The sequence below is a fragment of the Myceligenerans salitolerans genome, assembly GCF_017349295.1.
GTDB classification, from domain to species: Bacteria; Actinomycetota; Actinomycetes; order Actinomycetales; family Cellulomonadaceae; genus Myceligenerans; species Myceligenerans salitolerans.
Map to the genome: position 1 here is coordinate 73,351 of NZ_JAFMPK010000020.1, position 21,153 is coordinate 94,503.

21 protein-coding genes are annotated in these 21,153 nt (G+C 72.0%); 8 read left to right on the forward strand and 13 right to left on the reverse strand.

Annotated elements, in window-relative coordinates; translation table 11 throughout:
- Positions 1–24: 24 nt before the first annotated feature.
- The 5 genes from era to J0911_RS03345 form a co-directional block, all read right to left on the reverse strand.
- Positions 25–993, reverse strand: a complete 969-nt coding sequence (gene era / locus J0911_RS03325) for a GTPase Era (RefSeq protein ID WP_207274045.1) — start codon at positions 991–993, stop codon at positions 25–27.
- On the reverse strand, positions 990–2,417 hold the full coding sequence (locus J0911_RS03330; protein ID WP_207274046.1) for a hemolysin family protein: 1,428 nt from the start codon (positions 2,415–2,417) through the stop codon (positions 990–992). Before J0911_RS03330 ends, era begins: the two co-directional genes overlap by 4 nt.
- Before the next feature lie 10 nt (positions 2,418–2,427).
- Positions 2,428–2,880, reverse strand: a complete 453-nt coding sequence (ybeY, locus tag J0911_RS03335) for an rRNA maturation RNase YbeY (protein ID WP_207274047.1) — start codon at positions 2,878–2,880, stop codon at positions 2,428–2,430.
- A gap of 8 nt (positions 2,881–2,888) precedes the next feature.
- A complete protein-coding gene (locus tag J0911_RS03340) occupies positions 2,889–3,962 on the reverse strand; it encodes a PhoH family protein (RefSeq protein ID WP_207274048.1) in 1,074 nt (357 codons plus the stop codon).
- 190 nt (positions 3,963–4,152) lie between these two features.
- Positions 4,153–4,512, reverse strand: coding sequence for an HIT domain-containing protein (locus J0911_RS03345; protein ID WP_207274049.1), 360 nt, complete (start codon positions 4,510–4,512; stop codon positions 4,153–4,155).
- A 340-nt stretch (positions 4,513–4,852) separates the two neighbouring features.
- Here J0911_RS03345 and J0911_RS20690 point away from each other — a divergent pair, with 340 nt between their 5' ends.
- Both J0911_RS20690 and J0911_RS03355 read left to right on the forward strand, forming a co-directional pair.
- The gene (locus J0911_RS20690) at positions 4,853–6,307 is read left to right on the forward strand and encodes a helix-hairpin-helix domain-containing protein (RefSeq protein WP_207274050.1); all 1,455 of its coding nucleotides are present in this window, start codon (positions 4,853–4,855) and stop codon (positions 6,305–6,307) included.
- A complete protein-coding gene (locus tag J0911_RS03355; RefSeq protein WP_207274051.1) occupies positions 6,304–7,221 on the forward strand; it encodes an OmpA family protein in 918 nt (305 codons plus the stop codon). The genes J0911_RS20690 and J0911_RS03355 overlap by 4 nt, the downstream gene beginning before the upstream one ends.
- A gap of 58 nt (positions 7,222–7,279) precedes the next feature.
- On the opposite strand, the gene J0911_RS03360 is transcribed toward J0911_RS03355, so the two are convergent.
- The 4 genes from J0911_RS03360 to J0911_RS03375 all read right to left on the reverse strand — a co-directional run bounded on the left by J0911_RS03360 (position 7,280) and on the right by J0911_RS03375 (position 11,508).
- Positions 7,280–8,104, reverse strand: a complete 825-nt coding sequence (locus J0911_RS03360) for a 16S rRNA (uracil(1498)-N(3))-methyltransferase (RefSeq protein WP_207274052.1) — start codon at positions 8,102–8,104, stop codon at positions 7,280–7,282.
- A gap of 16 nt (positions 8,105–8,120) precedes the next feature.
- Entirely contained in the window at positions 8,121–9,242 is a 1,122-nt protein-coding gene (dnaJ, locus tag J0911_RS03365) for a molecular chaperone DnaJ (RefSeq protein WP_207274053.1), read from the reverse strand.
- A 112-nt stretch (positions 9,243–9,354) separates the two neighbouring features.
- Positions 9,355–10,371, reverse strand: a complete 1,017-nt coding sequence (hrcA, locus tag J0911_RS03370; protein WP_207274054.1) for a heat-inducible transcriptional repressor HrcA — start codon at positions 10,369–10,371, stop codon at positions 9,355–9,357.
- 42 nt (positions 10,372–10,413) lie between these two features.
- The gene (locus J0911_RS03375) at positions 10,414–11,508 is read right to left on the reverse strand and encodes an alpha/beta hydrolase (RefSeq protein ID WP_207274055.1); all 1,095 of its coding nucleotides are present in this window, start codon (positions 11,506–11,508) and stop codon (positions 10,414–10,416) included.
- Between the two features lie 220 nt (positions 11,509–11,728).
- Here J0911_RS03375 and J0911_RS03380 point away from each other — a divergent pair, with 220 nt between their 5' ends.
- The 4 genes from J0911_RS03380 (at position 11,729) to J0911_RS03395 (ending at position 13,770) form a co-directional block, all read left to right on the forward strand.
- Positions 11,729–11,917: a hypothetical protein gene (locus tag J0911_RS03380; RefSeq protein ID WP_207274056.1), complete on the forward strand. Its 189-nt coding sequence runs from the start codon at positions 11,729–11,731 to the stop codon at positions 11,915–11,917.
- A gap of 1 nt (position 11,918) precedes the next feature.
- Positions 11,919–12,251 (forward strand): hypothetical protein, encoded by a 333-nt coding sequence (locus tag J0911_RS03385; protein WP_207274057.1) that lies wholly within the window; start codon positions 11,919–11,921, stop codon positions 12,249–12,251.
- Complete coding sequence (locus tag J0911_RS03390; RefSeq protein ID WP_207274058.1) at positions 12,221–13,093, forward strand: DUF3097 domain-containing protein; 873 nt, start codon at positions 12,221–12,223, stop codon at positions 13,091–13,093. Before J0911_RS03385 ends, J0911_RS03390 begins: the two co-directional genes overlap by 31 nt.
- A 92-nt stretch (positions 13,094–13,185) precedes the next feature.
- On the forward strand, positions 13,186–13,770 hold the full coding sequence (locus tag J0911_RS03395) for a DUF4870 domain-containing protein (RefSeq protein ID WP_207274059.1): 585 nt from the start codon (positions 13,186–13,188) through the stop codon (positions 13,768–13,770).
- A 190-nt stretch (positions 13,771–13,960) separates the two neighbouring features.
- On the opposite strand, the gene J0911_RS03400 is transcribed toward J0911_RS03395, so the two are convergent.
- The 4 genes from J0911_RS03400 to lepA all read right to left on the reverse strand — a co-directional run bounded on the left by J0911_RS03400 (position 13,961) and on the right by lepA (position 19,336).
- A complete protein-coding gene (locus J0911_RS03400) occupies positions 13,961–14,920 on the reverse strand; it encodes a DUF2189 domain-containing protein (RefSeq protein ID WP_207274060.1) in 960 nt (319 codons plus the stop codon).
- Between the two features lie 142 nt (positions 14,921–15,062).
- A complete protein-coding gene (locus J0911_RS03405) occupies positions 15,063–16,058 on the reverse strand; it encodes a proline-rich domain-containing protein (RefSeq protein WP_207274061.1) in 996 nt (331 codons plus the stop codon).
- A gap of 92 nt (positions 16,059–16,150) precedes the next feature.
- On the reverse strand, positions 16,151–17,428 hold the full coding sequence (gene hemW, locus J0911_RS03410) for a radical SAM family heme chaperone HemW (RefSeq protein WP_307864884.1): 1,278 nt from the start codon (positions 17,426–17,428) through the stop codon (positions 16,151–16,153).
- 24 nt (positions 17,429–17,452) lie between these two features.
- Positions 17,453–19,336, reverse strand: a complete 1,884-nt coding sequence (gene lepA / locus J0911_RS03415; protein WP_278186737.1) for a translation elongation factor 4 — start codon at positions 19,334–19,336, stop codon at positions 17,453–17,455.
- 176 nt (positions 19,337–19,512) lie between these two features.
- On the opposite strand from lepA, the gene J0911_RS03420 reads away from it, so the two are divergent.
- The gene (locus J0911_RS03420) at positions 19,513–20,289 is read left to right on the forward strand and encodes an HAD-IIA family hydrolase (protein ID WP_207274062.1); all 777 of its coding nucleotides are present in this window, start codon (positions 19,513–19,515) and stop codon (positions 20,287–20,289) included.
- A gap of 29 nt (positions 20,290–20,318) precedes the next feature.
- Complete coding sequence (locus J0911_RS03425; protein WP_242636216.1) at positions 20,319–21,107, forward strand: maleylpyruvate isomerase family mycothiol-dependent enzyme; 789 nt, start codon at positions 20,319–20,321, stop codon at positions 21,105–21,107.
- Positions 21,108–21,153 lie beyond the last annotated feature (46 nt).

The following is a 21,153-nucleotide window of genomic DNA, read 5'->3' on the forward strand; positions in this document are numbered from 1 at the left end:
CGAGGTTACCCGCCGATCCGGGAGTCAGAAGCCCAGGCGCCGCAGTTGCTTCGGGTCACGCTGCCAGTCCTTGGCGACCTTCACGTGGAGGTCGAGATACACCCGGCTGCCGAGCAGCGCCTCGATGCCCCGGCGCGCCTCCGTACCGACGGAACGCAGCCGGGAACCGCCCCGGCCGATGACGATCGCCTTCTGCGAGTCGCGCTCCACGAACAGGTTGACGCGGACGTCGAGCAGCGGCGGGCGCCCCTTCGCCTCGTCGCCCGAGCCCTCCCGCTCGACGATCTCCTCGACCACCACGGCCAGCGAGTGCGGCAGCTCGTCCCGCACGCCCTCCAGCGCCGCCTCGCGCACGAGCTCCGCGACCATGACCGCCTCGGGCTCGTCGGTGAGCTCGCCACCGGGATAGAGCTCGGGGCCCTCGGGCAGGTGCCCGACCAGGACGTCGGACAGCTCGCCGACCTGGAACCCGTCCTTGGCGGAGACCGGCACGATGTCGGCCCACTCGCGGTCCACGGACGCCGCGAGCTCCTGCACGGCGAGCAGGTGGTCGACCATCGCGGAGCGGTCCACGGTGTCGGCCTTGGTCACCACCGCCACGACCGGCACCTTGAAGGACCCGGTCCTGCGTGTCGAGACCGTCTCCGCGAGCTGCTGCGCGATGTACCGGTCACCCGGCCCGATCTTCTGGTCCGCCGGCAGGCAGAACGCGATGACGTCGACCTCGCTCAACGTGTCCCGTACCAGGTCGTTGAGCCGCTCGCCGAGCAGCGTGCGCGGCCGGTGGAGGCCCGGCGTGTCCACGAGGACCAGCTGCGCGTCGGGCCGGTGCACGATGCCGCGGATGGTGTGCCGCGTGGTCTGCGGCCGCGCGGACATGATCGCGACCTTCTCCCCCACCAGCGCGTTCGTCAGCGTGGACTTGCCCACGTTGGGCCGGCCGACCAGGCAGGCGAAGCCGGACCGGTGGACCGGAGAGGTGTCGTCGTTCACGCGTGTGCTTCCTTCTCGTACTTCGGCGGTCGCCCGGGCTTCGGCGGATGCGCGGCGTCCACCGGCTGCCCGGCGTCCGGGGGCGGGCCGACGACACCGGACGGCGCGGGCTCGTCCCCATTGTCGCCGTCCGCCGGGGTGACCCTGCGTACGACGATGGTCGCGAGCTGCTTGCGACGTCCCTCGACCCGTTCCGCCGTCAGGTGGAGGCCCGAGACCTCGGCCGCCGAACCCGCGAGCGGCACCTTGCCGAGCGCCTTGGCGAGCAGCCCACCCGTGGTGTCGACGTCGTCGTCGTCCAGGCGCAGGTCGAAGAGCTCACCGAGCTCGTCGACCGGCATCCGGGCCGGCACGCGGTAGGCGCCGTCGGACAGTTCCTCCGGCTCCTGGACGGGGACCGTGTCGTGCTCGTCGGTCAGCTCGCCGACGAGTTCCTCGAGCAGGTCCTCGATCGTCACGAGGCCGGCGATCCCGCCGTACTCGTCCACCACGAGCGCGATGTGTGACGCCGAGGCCTGCATCTCGCGCAGCAAGGCATCGACCGGCTTGGACTCCGGCACGAACACCGCCTCGCGCGCGACCTCCGCGGCCGGCTGCGCACCGGCGCCCTCGCCCTCGTCGACGGGCCAGTGCACGGCGGCGACGACATCCTTGAGGTACGCCACGCCGACGACGTCGTCCACGGACTCCCCGATCACCGGCACGCGGGAGAAGCCCGAGCGCAGGAGCAGCCGCAGCACCTTGGTGAGCGGGGTGTCGGCGGCGACGGTGATCATGTCGGTGCGGGGCACCATCACCTCGCGGACGATCGTGTCGGCCAGCTCGATCGCGGAGCGCAGCAGCTCCCGGTCCTCCTCCTCCAGATCCTCGGACTCGCCGACGCGGTAGGCGACGTCGCGCCGGTCCTCCTCGACGGCCGACGGGGCCCGCGGGACCGAGAGCCGCGTGAGCCGTGCCACGCCCCGCGACACCACGGTCAGCATCGGTGCGAGGGCGAGCAGCACGTGGACCGGCCGCCGGAAACCGAGGGCGCGCGGCGAGACCCGCACGAACAGCACGCCGACCCCCAGGCCGGCGGCCAGGGCGACGAGCATGACGAGCAGTTCCGGAACGGGGTCGCCCGACGGCGGGTCCGGGATCGCCTGCTGGACCAGGAGGGTCGCGGCGGCGATCGCCACCACCTCGGCGGTCACGCGCACCAGCGCGAACGAGGCCACCGTCGCGGTCGGCTCCACGACGAGGGCCAGCGCGGAACGGGCCCGGGCGGCGCGGGCCGGATCGGGCTCGGGTCCGTGCTCGGCGTCCGCGAGACACTCCGCGAGCCCCGACCGGGTGACGCGCAGGAGCGCGGCCTCACCGGCCGAGAGCACGCTCGCCAGGGCGAAGCCCACGAGAGCGGCCAGGGCGAGAAGACTTGCCGTCACGACGGGTTCCTCAGCGGTTGGCCAGGAAGGTCAGGAGAAGCCGGCGCTGCAGCGCGAACATCTCCTTCTCCTCCTCCGGCTCGGCGTGGTCGTAGCCGAGGAGGTGCAGAATGCCGTGCACGGTCAGCAGGAGAAGTTCCTCGGCGGTGGAGTGCCCCGCCGTCCGCGCCTGCTTGGCGGCCACCTCGGGGCACAGCACGATGTCGCCGAGCGTGCCGGGGGCCAGCTCCTCACCCTCCCGTCCGGGGCGCAGCTCGTCCATCGGAAAGGACAGCACGTCCGTGGGGCCGGGCTCGTCCATCCACTGCACGTGCAGGTCGCTCATCGTCGTGGCGTCCACGAACAGGACCGACAGCTCCGACTGCGGGTGAACGTGCATGGCATCCAGCACGTACCGGCCCAGGGCGGCGAACTCCGCCTCGTCGACCTCGTGTCCGGACTCGTTGTTGACCTCGATGCTCACCCGTGCTCCTAGCGCCGGCGCCGCTGCGGCGGCCGGTGGTCCTGGGGCTGGCGCCCCGGACGCTGCCCGTTCGTCACGACGTCCCACCGGGCGTACGCGTCGATGATGTCGCTCACGAGCCGGTGGCGTACGACGTCGGCCGAACCCAGACGGCAGAACTCGACGTCGTCGACGCCTGCCAGGACGTCCTCCACCGCACGAAGACCCGAGGTCTGGTTACCGGGCAGGTCGACCTGCGTGGCGTCACCCGTGATGACCATCCGGGAGCCGAACCCGAGGCGGGTGAGGAACATCTTCATCTGCTCCGTCGAGGTGTTCTGCGCCTCGTCCAGGATGATGAACGCGTCGTTCAGCGACCGGCCGCGCATGAAGGCCAGCGGCGCGACCTCGATGGTCCCGTTCTCCACGAGCTTCGGGACCTGCTCCGGGTCGATCATGTCGTGCAGGGCGTCGTACAGGGGCCGCAGGTAGGGGTCGATCTTCTCGGTGAGGGAACCGGGCAGATAGCCCAGTCGCTCGCCCGCCTCGACGGCCGGGCGGGTCAGGATGATGCGGTTGACCTGCTTGGCCTGGAGGGCCTGCACGGCCTTGGCCATCGCGAGATACGTCTTGCCCGTACCGGCCGGGCCGAGCCCGAACGTGATCGTGTTCGCGTCGATCGCCTCGACGTAGTGCTTCTGCCCGGGTGTCTTGGGCCGGATGGTGCGGCCGCGGTTCGACAGGATGTCGAAGGTCAGGACGTCGGCAGGGCGCTGGGCCGACGCCGCCGTGAGCATCCTGATCGAGCGGGTGACCACCTCGGGTGTCAGCTGCGTGCCGGCCTCGACGACCTGGATCAGCTCGTCGAGGAGCCGTGCGACGAGCTCGACGTCTCCGGGAGGACCCGACACGGCGATCTCGTTGCCGCGGGCATGGACGTCGACCTGGGCGAACCCGTCCTCGATGGCACGGAGCACGGCATCCTGGCTGCCGAGCAGAGCGACCATCGGGACATGGGCCGGGACGACGACGCGATGTTCGGTGCCGCGCTGCGGCCTGCGGTCCGTCTGCTGGGCGGGTGCGTGCGATGCGGAAGTTGTCATGGGCCGGCTGATGCCGATGCGCTCCTCGATCCGGGTCTGGATGACCCTCTCATCCTATCGACCCGGACCCGGTCCGCGCCGCCCCATTTCCGTACCAGTTCGGAGCCCGGTGCCGGAAGTTCCTCACGGCCCGCCCGGGGTACGCGGCTCGGCGTCCGACCGTCGCTCCTCGCCGCGGTTCGTCGCCGGCTCAGAAGCCCGCGAGCTGCGTTCCCGCCAGCACGTGGGCGTGGGCGTGGAAGACGGTCTGACCGGCCTTGGGGCCGACGTTGCAGATCAGACGGTACTGACCGTCCGCCAGGTCGGAGGCGACCTGGTCGGCCAGGCCGACGACGTCGGCCAGGACCTCGGGGCTCGCGCCCGCCAGCGCCCCCACGTCGGCATGATGCCTGCGGGGCACCACCAGCACGTGGACGGGCGCCTTGGGGTCGATGTCCTTGAACGCGACCGCCGAGTCCGACTGCCCCACCACCTCGGCCGGGACCTCGCCCGCGACGATCTTGCAGAACAGGCAGTCGTCGCTCTTCTCCCCGGCCTTCTCCGTACTCATCTGCGTGCTCCTCACCATGGCCGCAGATTACCGGGCACGGACCACCGGCGCCCGCACTGGGCCGCTCGCCCGCACGGGGCCGCTCCACGAGGCGCTGCCCGCACCGGACGAGGTGGCCGGACGGCGGCGGGCACCGGCCCGATCTCCCGGGCGGGACCCGACGCCACGGGCGTCCGGCCCCTACTCGAAATTGTTATCTCGTCCGAAGTGCCAGACTTCGCCAACTGTGGTTGAGTCTGCCCGTTCGACGGGTGGCGCCCCAGACCCCCGCAGATCGGACACGTTCTCGCCGATGCCGCCGCCCTGACCGGCGGTTGTCCGTACACCCAGGAGGTTCAGCGTGGGTTGGTTCATCACCCAGTCGCTCCTATTCATCATCATCACCGCGATCATCTTCTTCCTGATCGGCCTGTGGGTCGGCTGGATCCTATGGGCCCGCCGGAACAAGACCACCGGCAAGCACACCGCCGAGACGGTCGAGAGGAAGTCGCCGGCGAGCACGTCAGCCAAGAACTCGGTGGAGAAGGCCGGCGCCACCACCTCGGGCACCGCGACGACGGCCGCGGACTCGCACGAGACCACCACGCCGCTCGCCGCCACCGCCGGTGAGACCGGCAGCGACGGTGAGACCCGCAGCGACGGTGAGGCCGGCAGCACCGGTGAGGCCGAGGACACGCCGGACCCGGCCGCCGCGGCCGGCGAGGCGGACGGCTCCGGCGGGGCGAGCACGGAGCCGTCGGACATCGAGGACGAGAACCTCGCTGTCTACGCAGGCGTCGAGGCGCAGGTCGTCGCCGAGGCGGAGGCCGCCACCCGGGAGGCCGCGGTCGACGAACCGGAGGCCGGGACCCAGGACGACCTCACGCGCATCGAGGGTGTCGGACCGAAGATCGCCGCCGCGTTGCGGGCCGCGGGCTACGGCTCCTACGCCAAGGTCGCCGAGGCCTCGGAGGACGACCTCCGCCAGGCACTCGCCGCCTCCGGGATCAAGTTCGCCCCGGCCGCGATGTCCTTCGCCGCGCAGGCGCAGTACCTGGTCGAGGGTGACGAGGAAGGGCTGGAGGAGTACCAGGACTACCTGATCGCCGGGCGCGAGCGGCGCAGCGCCGACTTCGTCGAGGAGGTCGACTACACCGACGTCGACGAGATCGAGGGCCGGGACGCCAAGGAGGCTGCGCTTGCCGCCGACGCGGCGAAGGCGGCCGAGGCGACGGGCGAGGACGTCGACACCGAGGCGGTGGCCGACGACGCGACGACGGCCGGGAGCGACGCCAGGACGGCGGGAGACGACGCGACCCCGGCGGGAAGCGACGCCGGGACGGCGGGAGACGACGCGACCGCGGCCCGAAGCGACGCCGGGACGGCGGGAGACACCGCCGCCGCGGCGGGTGCGGCCGCCGCACCGGACCAGCCGGCCGATGACGACCTCAAGGTGATCGAGGGCATCGGCCCGAAGATCGAGAAGGCCCTGAAGGCCGCCGGGATCACGGCGTACGCACAGGTCGCCGCTGCGTCCGAGGCGGAGCTGCGCGAGTCGATCGGCAAGAGCGGCATCAAGTTCGCCCCGTCCGTCAAGACCTGGGCCCAGCAGGCGCAGTACCTGGTGGAAGGCGACGGCGAGGGCCTCGACGAGTACCAGGACTACCTCATCGGCGGTCAGGAACGCGGCACGACGACGTTCGTCGAGGACGTCGACTACACCGACGTCGACGAGGTCGAGGGTGAGGCCGCCAAGGCGGCCGCGCTCGCGGCGGACGCGAAGAAGGTCGCGGAGGCAGAGGGCGGGAAGGCATGAGCTCGCTGAAGCCCCTGCTCGCCCCGGTGACCGTGGCGGTGCTGGTCCTGGCCGGGCTGTCGGGCTGGCAGGACACCGTCTTCCGCGAGCAGATCGAGGAGAAGCTCACCGCGAGCTCCCGAGAGGCGCTCTCCGGCGTCGGTCTCGACGCGGCCGAGGTCGCCTTCACCGGTCGCGACGCGATCGTGGAGGCGGACACCGCCGGGGCCGCGGCCACGGCGGGCGCCGTGGTCCGGGACGTCACCGGCGTGCGGGCCGTGCAGGCCATGGGCCCGGAGGGCGAGGTCGAGCCCAGCTCCGCCGCGCAGACGACGCCGGCCGACGACGGCGTGGACGACGACGGTGCCGGAGGCGGAACCGAGGACGACGAGGCGACCGACGACGTCGCTTCCGACGGCGCCGATCAGGAGGAGGAAGCCGACGTCGCGGACGATACGGAGGGCTCGGACGACTCCGGTTCCGACAGCGACGACGCGCAGGACACCGACTCCGACGCGGACGCCACGGATGCGGACACCGACTCCTCCGACTCGGACCGCGAGCCCACGAAGAAGGAACGCGACAGGGCGCAGGAGGACCTGGTCGAGATCCCGAACATCACCTTCGTCACGAACAGCGCCCGGCTGACCAAGGACGGCAGGAAGGTGGTCCGGCAGGCGGCCGACGTGCTGGAGGAACACCCGGACATACGCGTCCGGATCGAGGGCCACACGGACTCCCGGGGTGACGAGGACGACAACCTGAGACTGAGCGAGCGCCGTGCGCTCACGGTGCTGGACCGGCTCGTCGACCTCGGCGTGGACGAGGACCGGCTGGCCCACAAGGGCTTCGGCGAGTCCGATCCCCTGATCGCTCCGCGAACCTTCGCGGATCTGGAGAAGAACCGCCGCGTGGAGTTCGTGGTCCTGGACTGACTCCGAGGACGGCCGTCACAGGCCTCCGTGCCCGGGCAGGTCCCGGACCGGCCGGATGTCAGGACCAGCGGCCCAGGCGCTCGTTCAGCATGGCCACCGCCACCGGGCCCGCCGTCGATGTGCGCATGACGTGCGGGCCCAGGCGGGCGGTCACGGCACCGGCCGCGGTGAACGCGTCCAGCTCGGCGTCGGAGATCCCGCCCTCGGGGCCCACGACGACGAACAGCTCCGGCGCTCGTGAACCCTCCGCGCCGGACGACGACGGCACCCCGGGCGCGGACGGCACGCCACCCGCCGGCCCCTGCGGCAGGGCGACGTCGCGCAGCGGCGTCGTCGCCTCCTCGTGAAGCACGACCACCGCTCCCCCGGCGACGACCACGTCCCGCACCCGGGCGGCGAGCTGCCTGGTGGTGACCGGCTCCCCGACCCGCGGCATCCGCGCACGCCGTGCCTGCTTCGTCGCGGCGCGCACGGTGGCCACCCACTTCGCCTGCGACTTCGCCGCCCTGGGCCCGCGCCACACCACGATCGACCGTTCGGCCTGCCACGGTAGGACGGCGTCCACCCCGGTCTCCGTCGCGGCCTCGATCGCCTGCTCGTCCCGGTCCCCCTTCGCGAGGGCCTGCACGAGGGTCAGGACGGGCGCGGGCGCCTCCTCGGCCACCACGCCACGCACCCGCAGACGGACGTGGCCGTCGTCGACCGACTCGACGACACCTTCCAGCCGCAGCCCGGCACCGTCCACGACGTCGATCCGTTCACCCGGCCCACGCCGCTGCACGACACCTGCGTGCCGCCCTTCGGCGCCGTCGAGCACGAACACCGAGTCGACGCCGTATCCGGCCAGTGGCGTGCCCTCGGCGAGGAAGACCGGTGCGCTCATCGCGGGGGCACCGGCCTCAGCGTCCGGACAGCTTGTCACGCAGCCGGGAGAAGACTCCCGGGTGCGCGGCGGCGAGGCGCGGCTCGGGACGTTCCTCGCCGCGCAGTGCCGAGAGCTTCCGCAGCAGCTCGGTCTGCTCGTCGGTGAGACCCGTCGGCACCTGGACCTCGATGTGCACGTTCAGGTCGCCGCGTCCCGCGCCGTGCAGGTGCCCCACGCCCAGGTTCTTGAGCGTGACGATCTGTCCGGGCTGCGTGCCCGGCCGGATGTCGATCTCCTGCGGTCCGTCGAGGGTGTCGAGCGAGAGCGTCGTGCCGAGGGCCGCGGCGGTCATCGGGACGGGCAGCGTGCAGTGCAGGTCGTCGCCCCGGCGCACGAACGTGTCGTGCGACCTCTCACGGATCTCGACGTACAGGTCACCGGCCGGGCCTCCGCCCGGACCGGTCTCGCCCTGCGCCGAGAGCTTGATCCGGGTCCCGGTGTCCACACCGGCCGGCACGTTCACCGTCACGGTGCGCCGCGAGCGCACGCGGCCCTCGCCGGAGCAGTCCGGGCAGGGCTCCGGAATGACCGTGCCGAACCCGCCGCACGCGGAGCACGGCGCGGTCGTCATGACCTGGCCGAGGAAGGACCGCGCCACACGCTGCACCGAACCGCGCCCGTGACAGACGTCGCAGGTGCGGGAGGTGGTGCCGGGGCGGGCACCGTCACCGGAACAGGTGGAGCACACCACGGCCGTGTCGACCTGCAGCTCACGCTTGACGCCGAACGCCGCCTCGGCCAGGTCGATGTCGAGGCGGACGAGGGAGTCGTTGCCGCGGCGGGCGCGCGGCACCGGGCCGCTCGGCTGACCGCCGCCGAAGAAGGTCTCGAAGATGTCCTGGAACCCGAACCCGTTCCCGAACCCGCCGCCGGCGCCGCCGCCCGGAGCGCTCGGGTCGACGCCCATGTCGTACTGCTGGCGCTTCTCCGGGTTGGAGAGCACCTCGTACGCGCGCGCGACGTCCTTGAACTTCTCCTCGCCGTCGCTGCCGGCGACGTCGGGGTGCAGGGTGCGGGCGAGCTTGCGGTATGCCTTCTTGATCTGCTCGGGCGAGGCGTCCCGCGGGACACCCAGGATCTCGTAGTAGTCGGTCACAGGTCTCTCTTCGCTCGCTCTGGGTCGGAAGGCAGCGGGGCCGGGCGGCCGTGAAGCACCCGGGTCTGCGGGTGCGTCCGGTCGTCGGGCGGGTCGACAGGGATCCGGGGCCTCACGTGGGCAGCACCCGGGAGAGGTAACGTGCCACGGCACGCACGGCGGCGATGGTGCCCGGATAGTCCATCCGGGTCGGTCCGATGGAGCTGAGGAGCGCGACCGTGTCGCCGTCGGAGCCGTAGCCGGTGCTCACCACGGAAGCACGAGAGAGCCCCGCGAGCTTGTTCTCGTGCCCGATGCTGACCGCGACGTTCTCGTCGGAGGTCATCTCCGTCAGCAGCCCGAGAAGCACGACCTGCTCCTCGAGAGCCTCCAGGAGCGGGCTCAGGCCCTGGTCGAACCCCATGCCCGCACGCGCCAGATTGGCCTGGCCCGCCACGACCAGACGTTCCTCCTGCTCCTCGTCCAGCGCGCTCGTGACGACCTCGCCGATCGCGGTGACGAGAGGCCGGTGCTCCGGCGCGACGACGGCTGCCACCTCGCCGAACGCCACGTCCATCTGGGTGAGGCGACGGCCGGCCGCCGCGGCGTTGAGCCGCGCGCGCAGCTCGCCGAGGGTCGCCTCGTCGACATCGGCCGGCACCTCGAGGAACCGCTGTTCGACCCGGCCGTTGTCGGTGATGACGACGACCAGCAGTCGGTTCTCGCCCGTGGGGACGAGCTCCAGGTGCCGCAGGCCGGAACGCCGCAGCGACGGGTACTGCACGACGGCGACCTGACCGGTGAGCTGCGCGATGAGCCGGCCGGCACGCCCGATGACGTCGTCCAGGTCGACCGCCTGGGACAGGAACTTCTCGATGGCCCGTTTCTGCGGCTGACTGAGCGGCCGTGCCTCGGAGAGCCGGTCCACGAACAGCCGGTAGCCCTTGTCCGTCGGGATGCGACCGGCGGAGGTATGGGGCTGTGCGATGTACCCGGCGTCCTCCAGGGCGGCCATGTCGTTGCGCACCGTGGCGGGCGAGACGCCGAGCTGGTGACGTTCCGTGAGCACACGCGAGCCGACGGGCTCCTGTGTGTGCACGTAGTCCTCCACGATGGCGCGCAGAACCTCGAGGCGGCGCTTGTCGCTCATGAGTCACCTCCACCCAGCACTCTCGCTCTACGAGTGCCAATCCTACGCGGGGTGACGGACACCCGAAACGCGCCGCGCCAGGGCCGCCTCCGTGACGCGCGCCGCACGCGCCAGATGGCGCCGCGCGTTGCGGCTCGCACCCGTGGCGTTCGCGAAGGCGTGCACATGACCACTCACCACCTGCACCGACGTCGGCACTCCCGCGCGACGCAGCCGCTCGGCGTAGGCCAGTCCCTCGTCACGCAGCACGTCGAAACCGGCGACGACGACGTGTGCGGGTGCCACGCCCGTCAGGTCCTCCGTGAGCATCGGCGACACCCGCGGATCCTTCGCCTGGCCCGGGTCGCTCAGGTAGCGGCCCAGGTACCAGTCCACGCGTCGTGCCGGAAGCCCGTACCCGTCGAACATTCTGCTCGACGGGTACCTGGTGGTCGCGTCCGTCGCCGGGTAGAGCATGAGCTGGAAGTCCGGCCCGCCCGTGCGAGCGCCGGTCGGACCGTCGTCGTCGCGGGCCAGGTTCGCGACGACGGCCGCGGCATTGCCGCCGGCACTGTCCCCGCCGACGGCCACCGGAAGCCGGTCCAGCGCCGGGCGCCAGCGCCGGGAGTTGGCGCGCACCCAGCGGAACGCGGCCAGGGCGTCGTCGATGCCCTCGGGGAACGGATGTTCGGGAGCGAGACCGTAGCCGACGGACACGACCACGAGGTTCGAGCTCAGCGCCAGGAAGCGGCAGACCGGGTCGGCCGTGGACAGGCCGCCCACCACCCACCCGCCGCCGTGGTACCAGACCAGTACGCCCTCGGGCGGGACGTCGGGGTCCGCCTGGTACACCCGCAGCGAGAGACGTTCCCGGGGCCCGGGAATCGTGAGGTCCTCGACACGGTCCACGGCGGGCCGCGATCCCAGCAGCCGCGCCTGGCGTCTCACCCGGTCACGGGTCGCGTCGACGCCGGCGTCGGGCAGCGGCCGCAACGCGCCCAGACGTCGCGCGATCCGCACCTCCGGATAGAGGGACTGCCCGTCGACGACGTGGGGCGCTCCGGCGAGCCGGCGCAGCAGCGGCTCCGGCATGCGGCCGATCCCCAGGGCCGCGGCGTGCGCGGCCCCGAGAGCGAGGTCCACCAGTAGACGTGCCATGCTCAGAAGCTACCGGCGCAGCGCCGAACCCTCACGTCAGGCGCCCGTTCCACGCCTGGCGGCATAAGGCGGTGCCTGAGGCGGGCGGGGCTCGGCCACGCGACCGGACCGCCGAAGACCGGGCGACCGCCCGATCCGCCGGCGGTACCTCACCGGGAAGGCTGGAACCAGCGCCGACGAGAGGTCGGTGCCGGTCCACCAGAAGGTAGAGGGAGCAGAGATGTTCGGGTTCACCGACTACTCCGAGTACCGCCGGAACGAGCAGGAGATCACCCGCCGGAACGAGCGGAAGCGCGCCGAACGAGAGATCCGGGAGACCCGGGGTACCCGGGAGGCGCGCGGCCGCCGTGACCGCCGGGCAGGCAGCGACCGTGCCGCAGCGCGGCCCGCCAGGGCCCGCTGGGCCTGACATGACCGCCACGACGGTGCGCCCGCCGCACGACCTGCTGCGGCACGCCGTCGCCGCCCGGGCGATCACGCGCCCGCGCGTGGCCGGCGAGACGGTGGGCGACGAGCCCCACCGTGCCGCGTCGGACGCGTGCTCCCACTGGCCGACGTATCCCGTGTGGGCGGCGCTGTTCGCGGCCGAGCCCGGCACGGGGCCGTGGTCGGCGGTCGCAGACCTTCCGCGGCCGGGCCGGCCGCGAGCACGCCGTCGGCGCACGGCGCGCCTTGCCGGGGCGGGCGGGTGGACGGCCCTACGATCGACGTCGTGCACGACCGATACGGAGCCGACGTCCTGAACCCCGAGTTCCCCGGGGCGCACCGCGGGCGGCGCAAGCCCGAGACCAGGCCCGTCGCGGCGGAGCCCGGGCTCGTCGTGGAGGACGTGGAGACCGGCTGGGTCGGTGCGGTGGTGCGGGTCGAGAAGTCGGGCGGCATGCGGGTCGTCGTGCTGGAGGACCGGCGCGGGCGGACGCGGTCGTTCCCGCTGGGGCCGGGCTTCTGGGTCGAGGGGCGCCCGGTCGAGCTCACGGCGCCGGTCACGGCCGGCGCGTCACGGGCGCCATCGCGCACCGCCTCCGGGTCGGTGGCGGTGCCGCGCTCGCCCGCGCGCGTGGCGCGCGGCTCGCGCATCTGGGTCGAGGGCAGGCACGACGCCGAGCTGGTGGAGAAGGTCTGGGGTGACGACCTGCGCATCGAGGGTGTGGTGGTCGAGATGCTCGACGGTGTCGACAACCTCGCCGAGCGGCTCGCGGAGTTCGGGCCCGACGACGGCCGCCGGGTGGGGGTGCTCGTCGACCACCTCGTTCCCGGGTCGAAGGAGCGGCGCCTCGCCGACGAGGCCCTCCGAGGGGTACGCCCGGGAAGCGTGCTCGTGCTGGGTCATCCGTACGTGGACGTGTGGCAGGCGGTGCGGCCGGCGCGCGTCGGGCTGGAGCGCTGGCCGGTGGTCGAGCGAGGCGTCGAGTGGAAGCACGGGATCCTCCGGGAGCTGGGCTGGCCCGCCGGGTCGCAGGCGGACGTGGCACGGGCCTGGCAGCGGATCCTCGGCTCGGTGCGCGACTTCCGGGATCTCGATCCCGCGCTGCTGGGACGCGTCGAGGAGCTGATCGACTTCGTGACGGCGCCCGGTACGGCGTGACCGTGCCCGCCACCGCGGCCGGTCCGCATCGTTACGGCAACGGACCGCGCGATTCTCGACCACGACGGCGTGCGAAGCCCTAGGGTGGGCGTATGTCCGAGACGCCCCAGACCCCGGGCGGCGAGCCGAGCCCGCAGCCGGAGTCCACGCCCCAGCCGAACCACGACGCCGCTCAGCAGCCCGCCGCCCAGCCGCCGGCCGGTGAGCCTTCCGCCGGTGCGCCCCAGCAGCCGTACGGCGCCCAGCCGGGTCAGCCGCCGCACGGCGCACCGCAGCCGGGTCAGCAGCCGTACGGCGCGCAGCCAGGGCAGCCGCCGTACCAGGGAGCCCCGGGCTACGCGCCGGTGCCGCTGCGTCCCGACGAGGAGCGCACCTGGGCGACGCTCGCCCACATCGGCGGCATCATCCTGAGCTTCATCGCGCCGCTGGTCGTATGGCTGGTGTTCAAGGACCGCAGCCGGTTCGTGGAGGCCGAGGCGAAGGAAGCGCTGAACTTCCAGATCACGCTCATCATCGCGGGAATCGCGATCTCCGTGATCACAGCGATCACCTTCGGGTTCGGCGTGATCCTCTACCTCGCGTTCATCGCAGCCCTGGTCTTCATGATCATGGCCGCCGTGGAGTCGTCGAAGGGGCGCCCGTACCGGTACCCGGTGAACATCCGCATGATCAAGTGATCGGCGCCGTCTGATCGCTTCACGTTCGAGGCGGTGGGTCCCGACGGGCCCACCGCCTCGACTCGTCCGGGCGGCCGGCCCCCGGCAGAGGCGGCCGTTCGCGGCACCGGCGCCCGGCCGGCGCCGCCATCGGGCCGGGCCGGTGCCCGGCATCGGGCCGGCCCGGCTCCGATGTCAGCGAACCTCCACGTCAGGCCATGACCGGGCCGCCCGTGAGGCGGCGATAGGCGAACGCCAGCGCGAGGTAGCTGAGCGGCATCGTGATCAGCCAGCCGAGCAGGCACGGGATCGCACCCAGGATGTTGATCCCCACGAGCGCCAGCTCGAGGAGGAACACCGCGCCGAAGTTCCGCCCTACCAGCCGGAAGCTCGCCATGAGCGCCTCCCAGGCGTTCTGGTTCCGGTCGATCACGCCCTGGTAGGTGAAGACGGCGAAGACGGCGACCACGAGCAGGCCGATCCCGCACACCAGGCTCCCGACGAAGTAGGCCGCGATCAGCAGCAGCGCCGCCACGACGATCATGCCGAGATTCGGTGCCCGGAACAGCGACGCGAACGTCGGCTTCTGGCCCGAGACCTCGCGCAGAGCCGCATTGGTACCCAGTCCCTGGAGGATGCCGGCCAGGACCACACCGACCAGCCCGAGCAGCGACCCGCCGGTGTCGACCTCGGCCGACGCGCTCCCGGAGTTCCACACGCTCTGGAAACTCGTGAAGTTGCCGGAGTTGAACGCGAGGCCCACCACGATCAGCAGCAGCGCGAACAGGACCCACAACAGCGGGTTGCCGGTGAACCGGCCCCAGGCGTACCCCAGCGCCTCACCCACCCGGAAGCTGCCGACCGGAGCGGCTCCGCCGCCACCGGCCCCGGCGCCCGCTGCTCCACCGCCGCCGTAGGGAGGCGGTGTGCCGTGACCGCCCGGAGGCGACGCGCCGGGCCCTCCCGGAGGCTCGGCCGCGTACCCGCCGGGCGGGGGCGCCCCGTAGCCGCTGGACGGCAGGACGCCGTCCGGCCGTGGAGCGGGCGCCCCGGGCAGGTTCGTGCCGGACGGCGTGCCGGCGGCGCCGTGCGCCTCGGGCCCGCCCGGTCCGGACGCCTCGGGCTCCGGGCCGGGCCGGTCGGCGGGATCACGTGGCGTGTTCTCGGTCATCGTGCGCCTTCCTCTCACCAATTCTCCGGGCAACTCTCACCCGCGTGCTTACCTGGCGCGACCCGAACTCGTACTCACCGGTCGATAGCGGGCACCTCGACGCCACGTGCCACTCGCGGCGCACGTGCGCCCGGCAGCGTGATCACGCCGGCAGCTGCTCCGCCTCGATCGGTTCTGCCTGCACCCTGCGGAAGAGGTGAGCGCCGAAGAGCACCGAGAACGGCCCGACCGCCAGGAACGCGAGACCACACGTGCACGCGGCCGCGAACGAGTACCCCACGACGACGAGATACGCGAGGACGACGATCCCCAGGTTCGCCGTGACGAGCTTGACGCTCGAGGTGATCGCCTCGATGGCGTTCATGTCCTTGGCCAGGACGAAGTAGGGTGCGGCGATCATGAGGACACCGGCGACGATCTGAAGCAGCCATCCGAGGAGGGGAACGATCGAGACCACGCTGGTGACGACGACCATGAGGACCGCGAGCAGCAGGATGCCGCTCCAGTTGCGCAGGGCGAAGAAGTCACCGAAGCCGATGCGCTGCTTCCGCGTGGACGCCAGTGCGGCGGCGTAGAACGTCATGCCGAGCACCTGCATGATCACGCTGGAGAGAGAGCTCAGCACCACCGCCATGGGCTCCGCCGACGCGGCGGTGAACTCCGTCTGCCAGCGAGCGATCGCAGCCTGGTCGTTGCTCTCGGCCAGCCGTGGCAACTGACCGAGGGCCTGGGAGAACCAGGGGTTCATCACGAGGAAGACGACGATCGCCACGGCCGCGAACAGCAGAGCCATCACGATCCACACACCGGCGTTGCGGCCGAAGGACTGCCAGGCGTACCGGTGCGACTCCCCGATGGACGGCGGAGCCCAGGGCACCGAGTGCCCTGTCGGAACCGGTGTCTGCGCCTGGTACCCGGGTGGCGCGTACTGGCCGTACTGCGGCTGACCGTACCTCGGCGGACCGGACCGGTCCGTGCCGGGTTCGCGCGGACCGGACGGCGGCTGGGGCTGTCCTCCGCTCGCGTCCGGCGGGCCGTACGGGTTCTGCCGGCCTCCTTCAGGCTGCTGTCCGTACGGGTCCTGCGGGTTGTGGCCGTCCCGGCCGTCCTGGCCGGGCACGCCGCCGTCGTTGCTCATCGACTCATCTCCCGAGAGGTCTTGGTGGCCACAACCTAGCCGGAGTGGCTGACACCTCCCAAGCACCCGGCCTGCACCGACACCCGTTCGTGTCAGGCGGTCAGGTCTCGCACGACGGCGTCCGCGAGCAGCCGGCCCCGCCGCGTGAGCACGGCCCTCGCGGCCATGCCACCCGGCCCCAGCGCGGCGGTACCGTCGAGCAGGCCGCGCGCGACCAGACCCGCCACCGCCTGGCGCCCGGACGGCCGCAGCACCCGCAGGTCGAGCCCTTCGGCCAGCCGGACGCCCAGCATGACCCGCTCCAGGTACGCCTCGTCGGCCGTGAGCAGCTCCCGGCCCGCACCCGGCGATCTGCCCGCCTCCAGCGCGGCCGCGTACCGCCGCGGGTGCTTCACGTTCCACCAGCGCACACCCGCCCGGGCACCGCCGTCGTCCGCCTCGGCCGCCGCCACGTACGAGTGGGCCCCCGGCCCGATGCCCCACCAGTCGTGCCCGCGCCAGTAGGCCAGGTTGTGCCGGCACGCGTCCTCGGCGGTCCGCGCCCAGTTCGACACCTCGTACCAGCCGAGGCCCGCCGCGCTCAGCAGTTCGTCCGCCAGCTCGTACTTGGCGGCCTGGTCGTCCTCGTCGGGCAGGGTGAGCTGTCCCCGGCGCACCTGCGCCGCCATCTTCGTGCCGGGCTCCACCACCAGGGCGTAGGCCGAGACGTGGTCGACGCCGGTGGCGGTCGCCACGTCGAGGGACTCGCGCCAGTCCGCGAGCGTCTCGCCAGGGGTGCCGTAGATCAGGTCCAGGGAGACCCGCAGCCCCGCGTCGCGTGCCCACCGCACCACGTCGGGGATCCGGGCGGGATCGTGTGTCCGCTCCAGAGTCGCCAGGACGCGCGGCACGGCGGACTGCATGCCGAACGAGACCCGGGTGAACCCGGCCGCCGCCAGCTCCTCCAGGGACGACGGCGTCACGGAGTCCGGGTTCGCCTCGGTCGTCACCTCGGCCCCGGGCGCCAGCCCCCACGTGCCGCGGACGCGGTCCAGGATCCGCACGAGGTCGCCCGCGGGGAGCATCGTCGGCGTCCCTCCGCCGAAGAAGACGGTGGAGACGGCCCGCTCCGGCAGCCCTACGTCGGCCAGCACCTTCGCGGCCAGCTCGACCTCACGCAGCGCGGTGCCGGCGTACGCCGCCTGCGACGCGCCCCCGCCCAGCTCCGCGGCGGTGTAGGTGTTGAAGTCGCAGTAGCCGCACCGCACGGTGCAGAACGGGACGTGCACGTACACCCCGAACTCCCGCCCGCCGCCGGACCGCGGTGTCCCCACCCAGGGAGGCAGGGCGCCGTCGTCGGGCATCGGGACGCCGTCAGGAAGCGCGGGCACCGCAGGCCGTCCGGAGCGTGCGGGTCACTTCTTCTTGTCCTTGCCCGACGACGGGTCGCTGGACAGCGCGGCGATGAAGGCGTCCTTCGGAACCTCGACGGAGCCGATGTTCTTCATCCGCTTCTTGCCTTCCTTCTGCTTCTCCAGCAGCTTGCGCTTGCGGCTGATGTCACCGCCGTAGCACTTGGCCAGCACGTCCTTGCGCATCGCGCGGACCGTCTCGCGCGCGATCACGCGCGCGCCGATCGCGGCCTGGACCGGGACCTCGAACTGCTGCCTCGGGATGATCTCCTTGAGCTTCGCGGTCATCAGGACGCCGTAGTCGTACGCCTTGTCACGGTGCACGATCGCGCTGAACGCGTCGACCTGGTCGCCCTGCAGCAGGATGTCGACCTTCACGAGGTTGGCCGCCTGGTCGCCGGACGGCTCGTAGTCGAGCGAGGCGTAGCCGCGGGTGCGGGACTTGAGCTGGTCGAAGAAGTCGAACACGATCTCCGCGAGCGGGAGCGTGTAACGCAGTTCGACACGGTCCTCGGACAGGTAGTCCATGCCCTGCATCTGCCCGCGGCGGTCGGTGCACAGCCCCATCACGGTGCCCACGAACTCGCTCGGCGTCAGCACCGTCGCCCGCACCACCGGCTCGCGCACCTCGCCGATCTTCCCGGTGGGGAACTCGGACGGGTTGGTGACCTTGACCTCCTCGCCGTCCTCCATCGTGACGTCGTAGACGACGTTCGGCGCGGTCGAGATCAGGTCGAGGTTGAACTCGCGTTCCAGGCGCTCCCGCACGATCTCCAGGTGGAGCAGGCCGAGGAAGCCCACACGGAACCCGAAGCCCAGTGCCACCGACGTCTCCGGCTCGTAGTTCAGCGCGGCGTCGTTGAGCTTGAGCTTGTCCAGCGCGTCGCGCAGCGCCGGATAGTCGGACCCGTCGATCGGGTACAGGCCGGAGAACACCATCGGCTTGGGGTCGCTGTAGCCGCCGAGCGCGTCGGTCGCGGGCTTCGCGGCGCTCGTGACGGTGTCACCCACCTTCGACTGCCGCACGTCCTTCACGCCGGTGATCAGATACCCGACCTCGCCGACGCCGAGCCCCTTGGTGGGGATCGCCTCCGGCGAGTGCACACCGATCTCCAGGAGCTCGTGCGTGGCGCGCGTCGACATCATCGCGATGCGCTCCCGCGGGTTCAGGTTGCCGTCCACGACGCGCACGTACGTGACGACGCCGCGGTAGGTGTCGTAGACGGAGTCGAAGATCATCGCGCGCGCGGGCGCGTCGGCGTCGCCGGTCGGGGCGGGGACCGTCTCCACGATCTTGTCGAGCAGGGCCTCGACACCCTCGCCGGTCTTGCCGCTGACCTTCAGCACGTCCGCCGGGTCGCCGCCCACGAGGTGCGCCAGCTCCTCCGCGTACTTCTCGGGCTGCGCGGCAGGCAGGTCGATCTTGTTCAGGACCGGGATGATCTCGAGCTCGTTCTCCATGGCCAGGTACAGGTTGGCCAGGGTCTGTGCCTCGATGCCCTGGGCGGCGTCGACCAGGAGCACGGCGCCCTCGCAGGCGGCGAGGCTGCGCGAGACCTCGTACGTGAAGTCGACGTGGCCCGGCGTGTCGATCATGTGCAGCGCGTGCGGCGTCTCGGTCCCGTCCTCGCCGACCACGGCCCACGGCATGCGGACCGCCTGCGACTTGATCGTGATGCCGCGCTCGCGCTCGATGTCCATGCGGTCCAGGTACTGCGCCCGCGCGTCCCGCGGCTGCACCACTCCGGTGAACTGCAGCATCCGGTCGGCGAGCGTGGACTTGCCGTGGTCGATGTGCGCGATGATGCAGAAGTTGCGGATCAGCTCGGGCGGCGTGGCGTTGGGCTGGATGCGCGCGACGGCGGGCTCGGTGGGAATCGGGGGCAAGGCGGGTTGCTCCTGGACTGTGGTGGGTGCTGGCGCGTGAGTCTGTGGACGACGGCGACGCGGCTGGGCTCGCCCGACCACGGACCGTCAGGGGAATTGTCCCACGGGAGCCCCTAGGCTTACGCGCGAGCGGCGGGACCGTGCCCCGCCCCCCGGCGAACGAGGAGCAACACACGATGTCCGAGCGCGAGATCAAGTCCTGGCTCACCGACATGGACGGCGTCCTGGTCCACGAGGGAACGGCACTGCCGGGCGCGGCGGACTTCGTCAAGCGCCTGCGTGACAAGGACGTGCCCTTCCTCATCCTGACGAACAACTCCATCTTCACCGCACGCGACCTGCGTGCACGCCTGTCGTCCAGCGGCATCGAGGTGCCCGAGACGGCGATCTGGACCTCGGCGCTGGCCACGGCCCAGTTCCTGCACGAGCAGATCCCGGGTGGCAGTGCCTACGCCATCGGGGAGGCGGGTCTCACCACGGCCCTGTACCAGGCGGGCTACACGCTCACGGAGTCCGATCCGGACTACGTCGTGCTCGGCGAGACCCGCACCTACTCGTTCGAGGCGATCACCCGCGCGATCCGTCTGATCCAGGCAGGATCGCGGTTCATCGCGACCAACCCCGACGTCACGGGCCCGTCGCAGGAGGGGCCGCTGCCCGCCACGGGCTCGGTGGCCGCCATGATCACCGCGGCCACGGGCCGCAAGCCGTACTTCGTGGGGAAGCCGAATCCCATCCTGTTCCGCTCCGCCCTGAACCGGATCGGCGCGCACTCCGAGACGACGGCCATGATCGGGGACCGGATGGACACCGACGTGATGGGCGGCCTGGAGGCCGGTCTGCAGACGTTCCTCGTGCTCACCGGCTCCACGAGCCCGCACGAGGTCCAGAACCACCCGTTCCGCCCGAGCCGCGTCGTGGACTCGATCGCGGATCTGGTCGACCTGATCTGAGTGTCGGCGTGCGACGCTACCGTGAGCGCATGACCACAGCCGGCATGCAGAACGGTCCCGCCACGCGCCGCGAGACCCTCGACCACCTGGCCGTGCTCGAACGGCTGCAGGATGCCTTCCACGCCGGGATCGACGGTGTGGACCCCACGGCCGCCGTACCGGCCTGCGGCGACTGGACCGTGCGAGATCTCGTGGAGCATCTCGCGCAGATCCACCACTGGGCCGCGGCGCAGGCCCGCGGCCAGGCCACGCCGCCACTGGGCGAGGGCCCGTTCGAGCTGGCGCCGCACTACGCCGCACGGGCCGCGGAACTGCGCGAGACGTTCCGTCTCCTCGCACCGGACGCCCCGGCCCGGGTGCTGTCGCACCCGGAGCCGCTCGGGCCCGGGCCGGTGTCGTTCTGGCACCGGCGCCAGGCGCACGAGACCCTCGTCCACCTGCACGACCTCCACGCGGCCACCGGTGGACACGCCCGTGAGGACCTGGTCGGGGACATCCCGCCCGAGGTGTGGGCCGATGCGGTCGACGAGGTGGTCACCGTGTTCCAGCCGCGGCAGGTGGGGCTCGGCCGGATGCGACCGCTGCACGTCCACGTCCTGCTCCAGGCCGACGACACGGCCGGCATCGGCACGTGGCTCCTGGGCTCGCCGACATCCGACCGCGCACGCGAGATCGTGCCCGACGTGACGGTCACGGGTTCGTCCCGCGCGCTCGCCCTGCTGCTCTGGCGCCGGCTCACCCCCGAGCAGGCCGGCCTCACGGTACGCGGTGCCCGCGAGGATCTGGACGCCGTCCTGGCGGAGCCGATCGTCCCCTGACCGGAGGGCGACGCTTTTAGCATCGGAAACAGGCTTCCGCCACCCC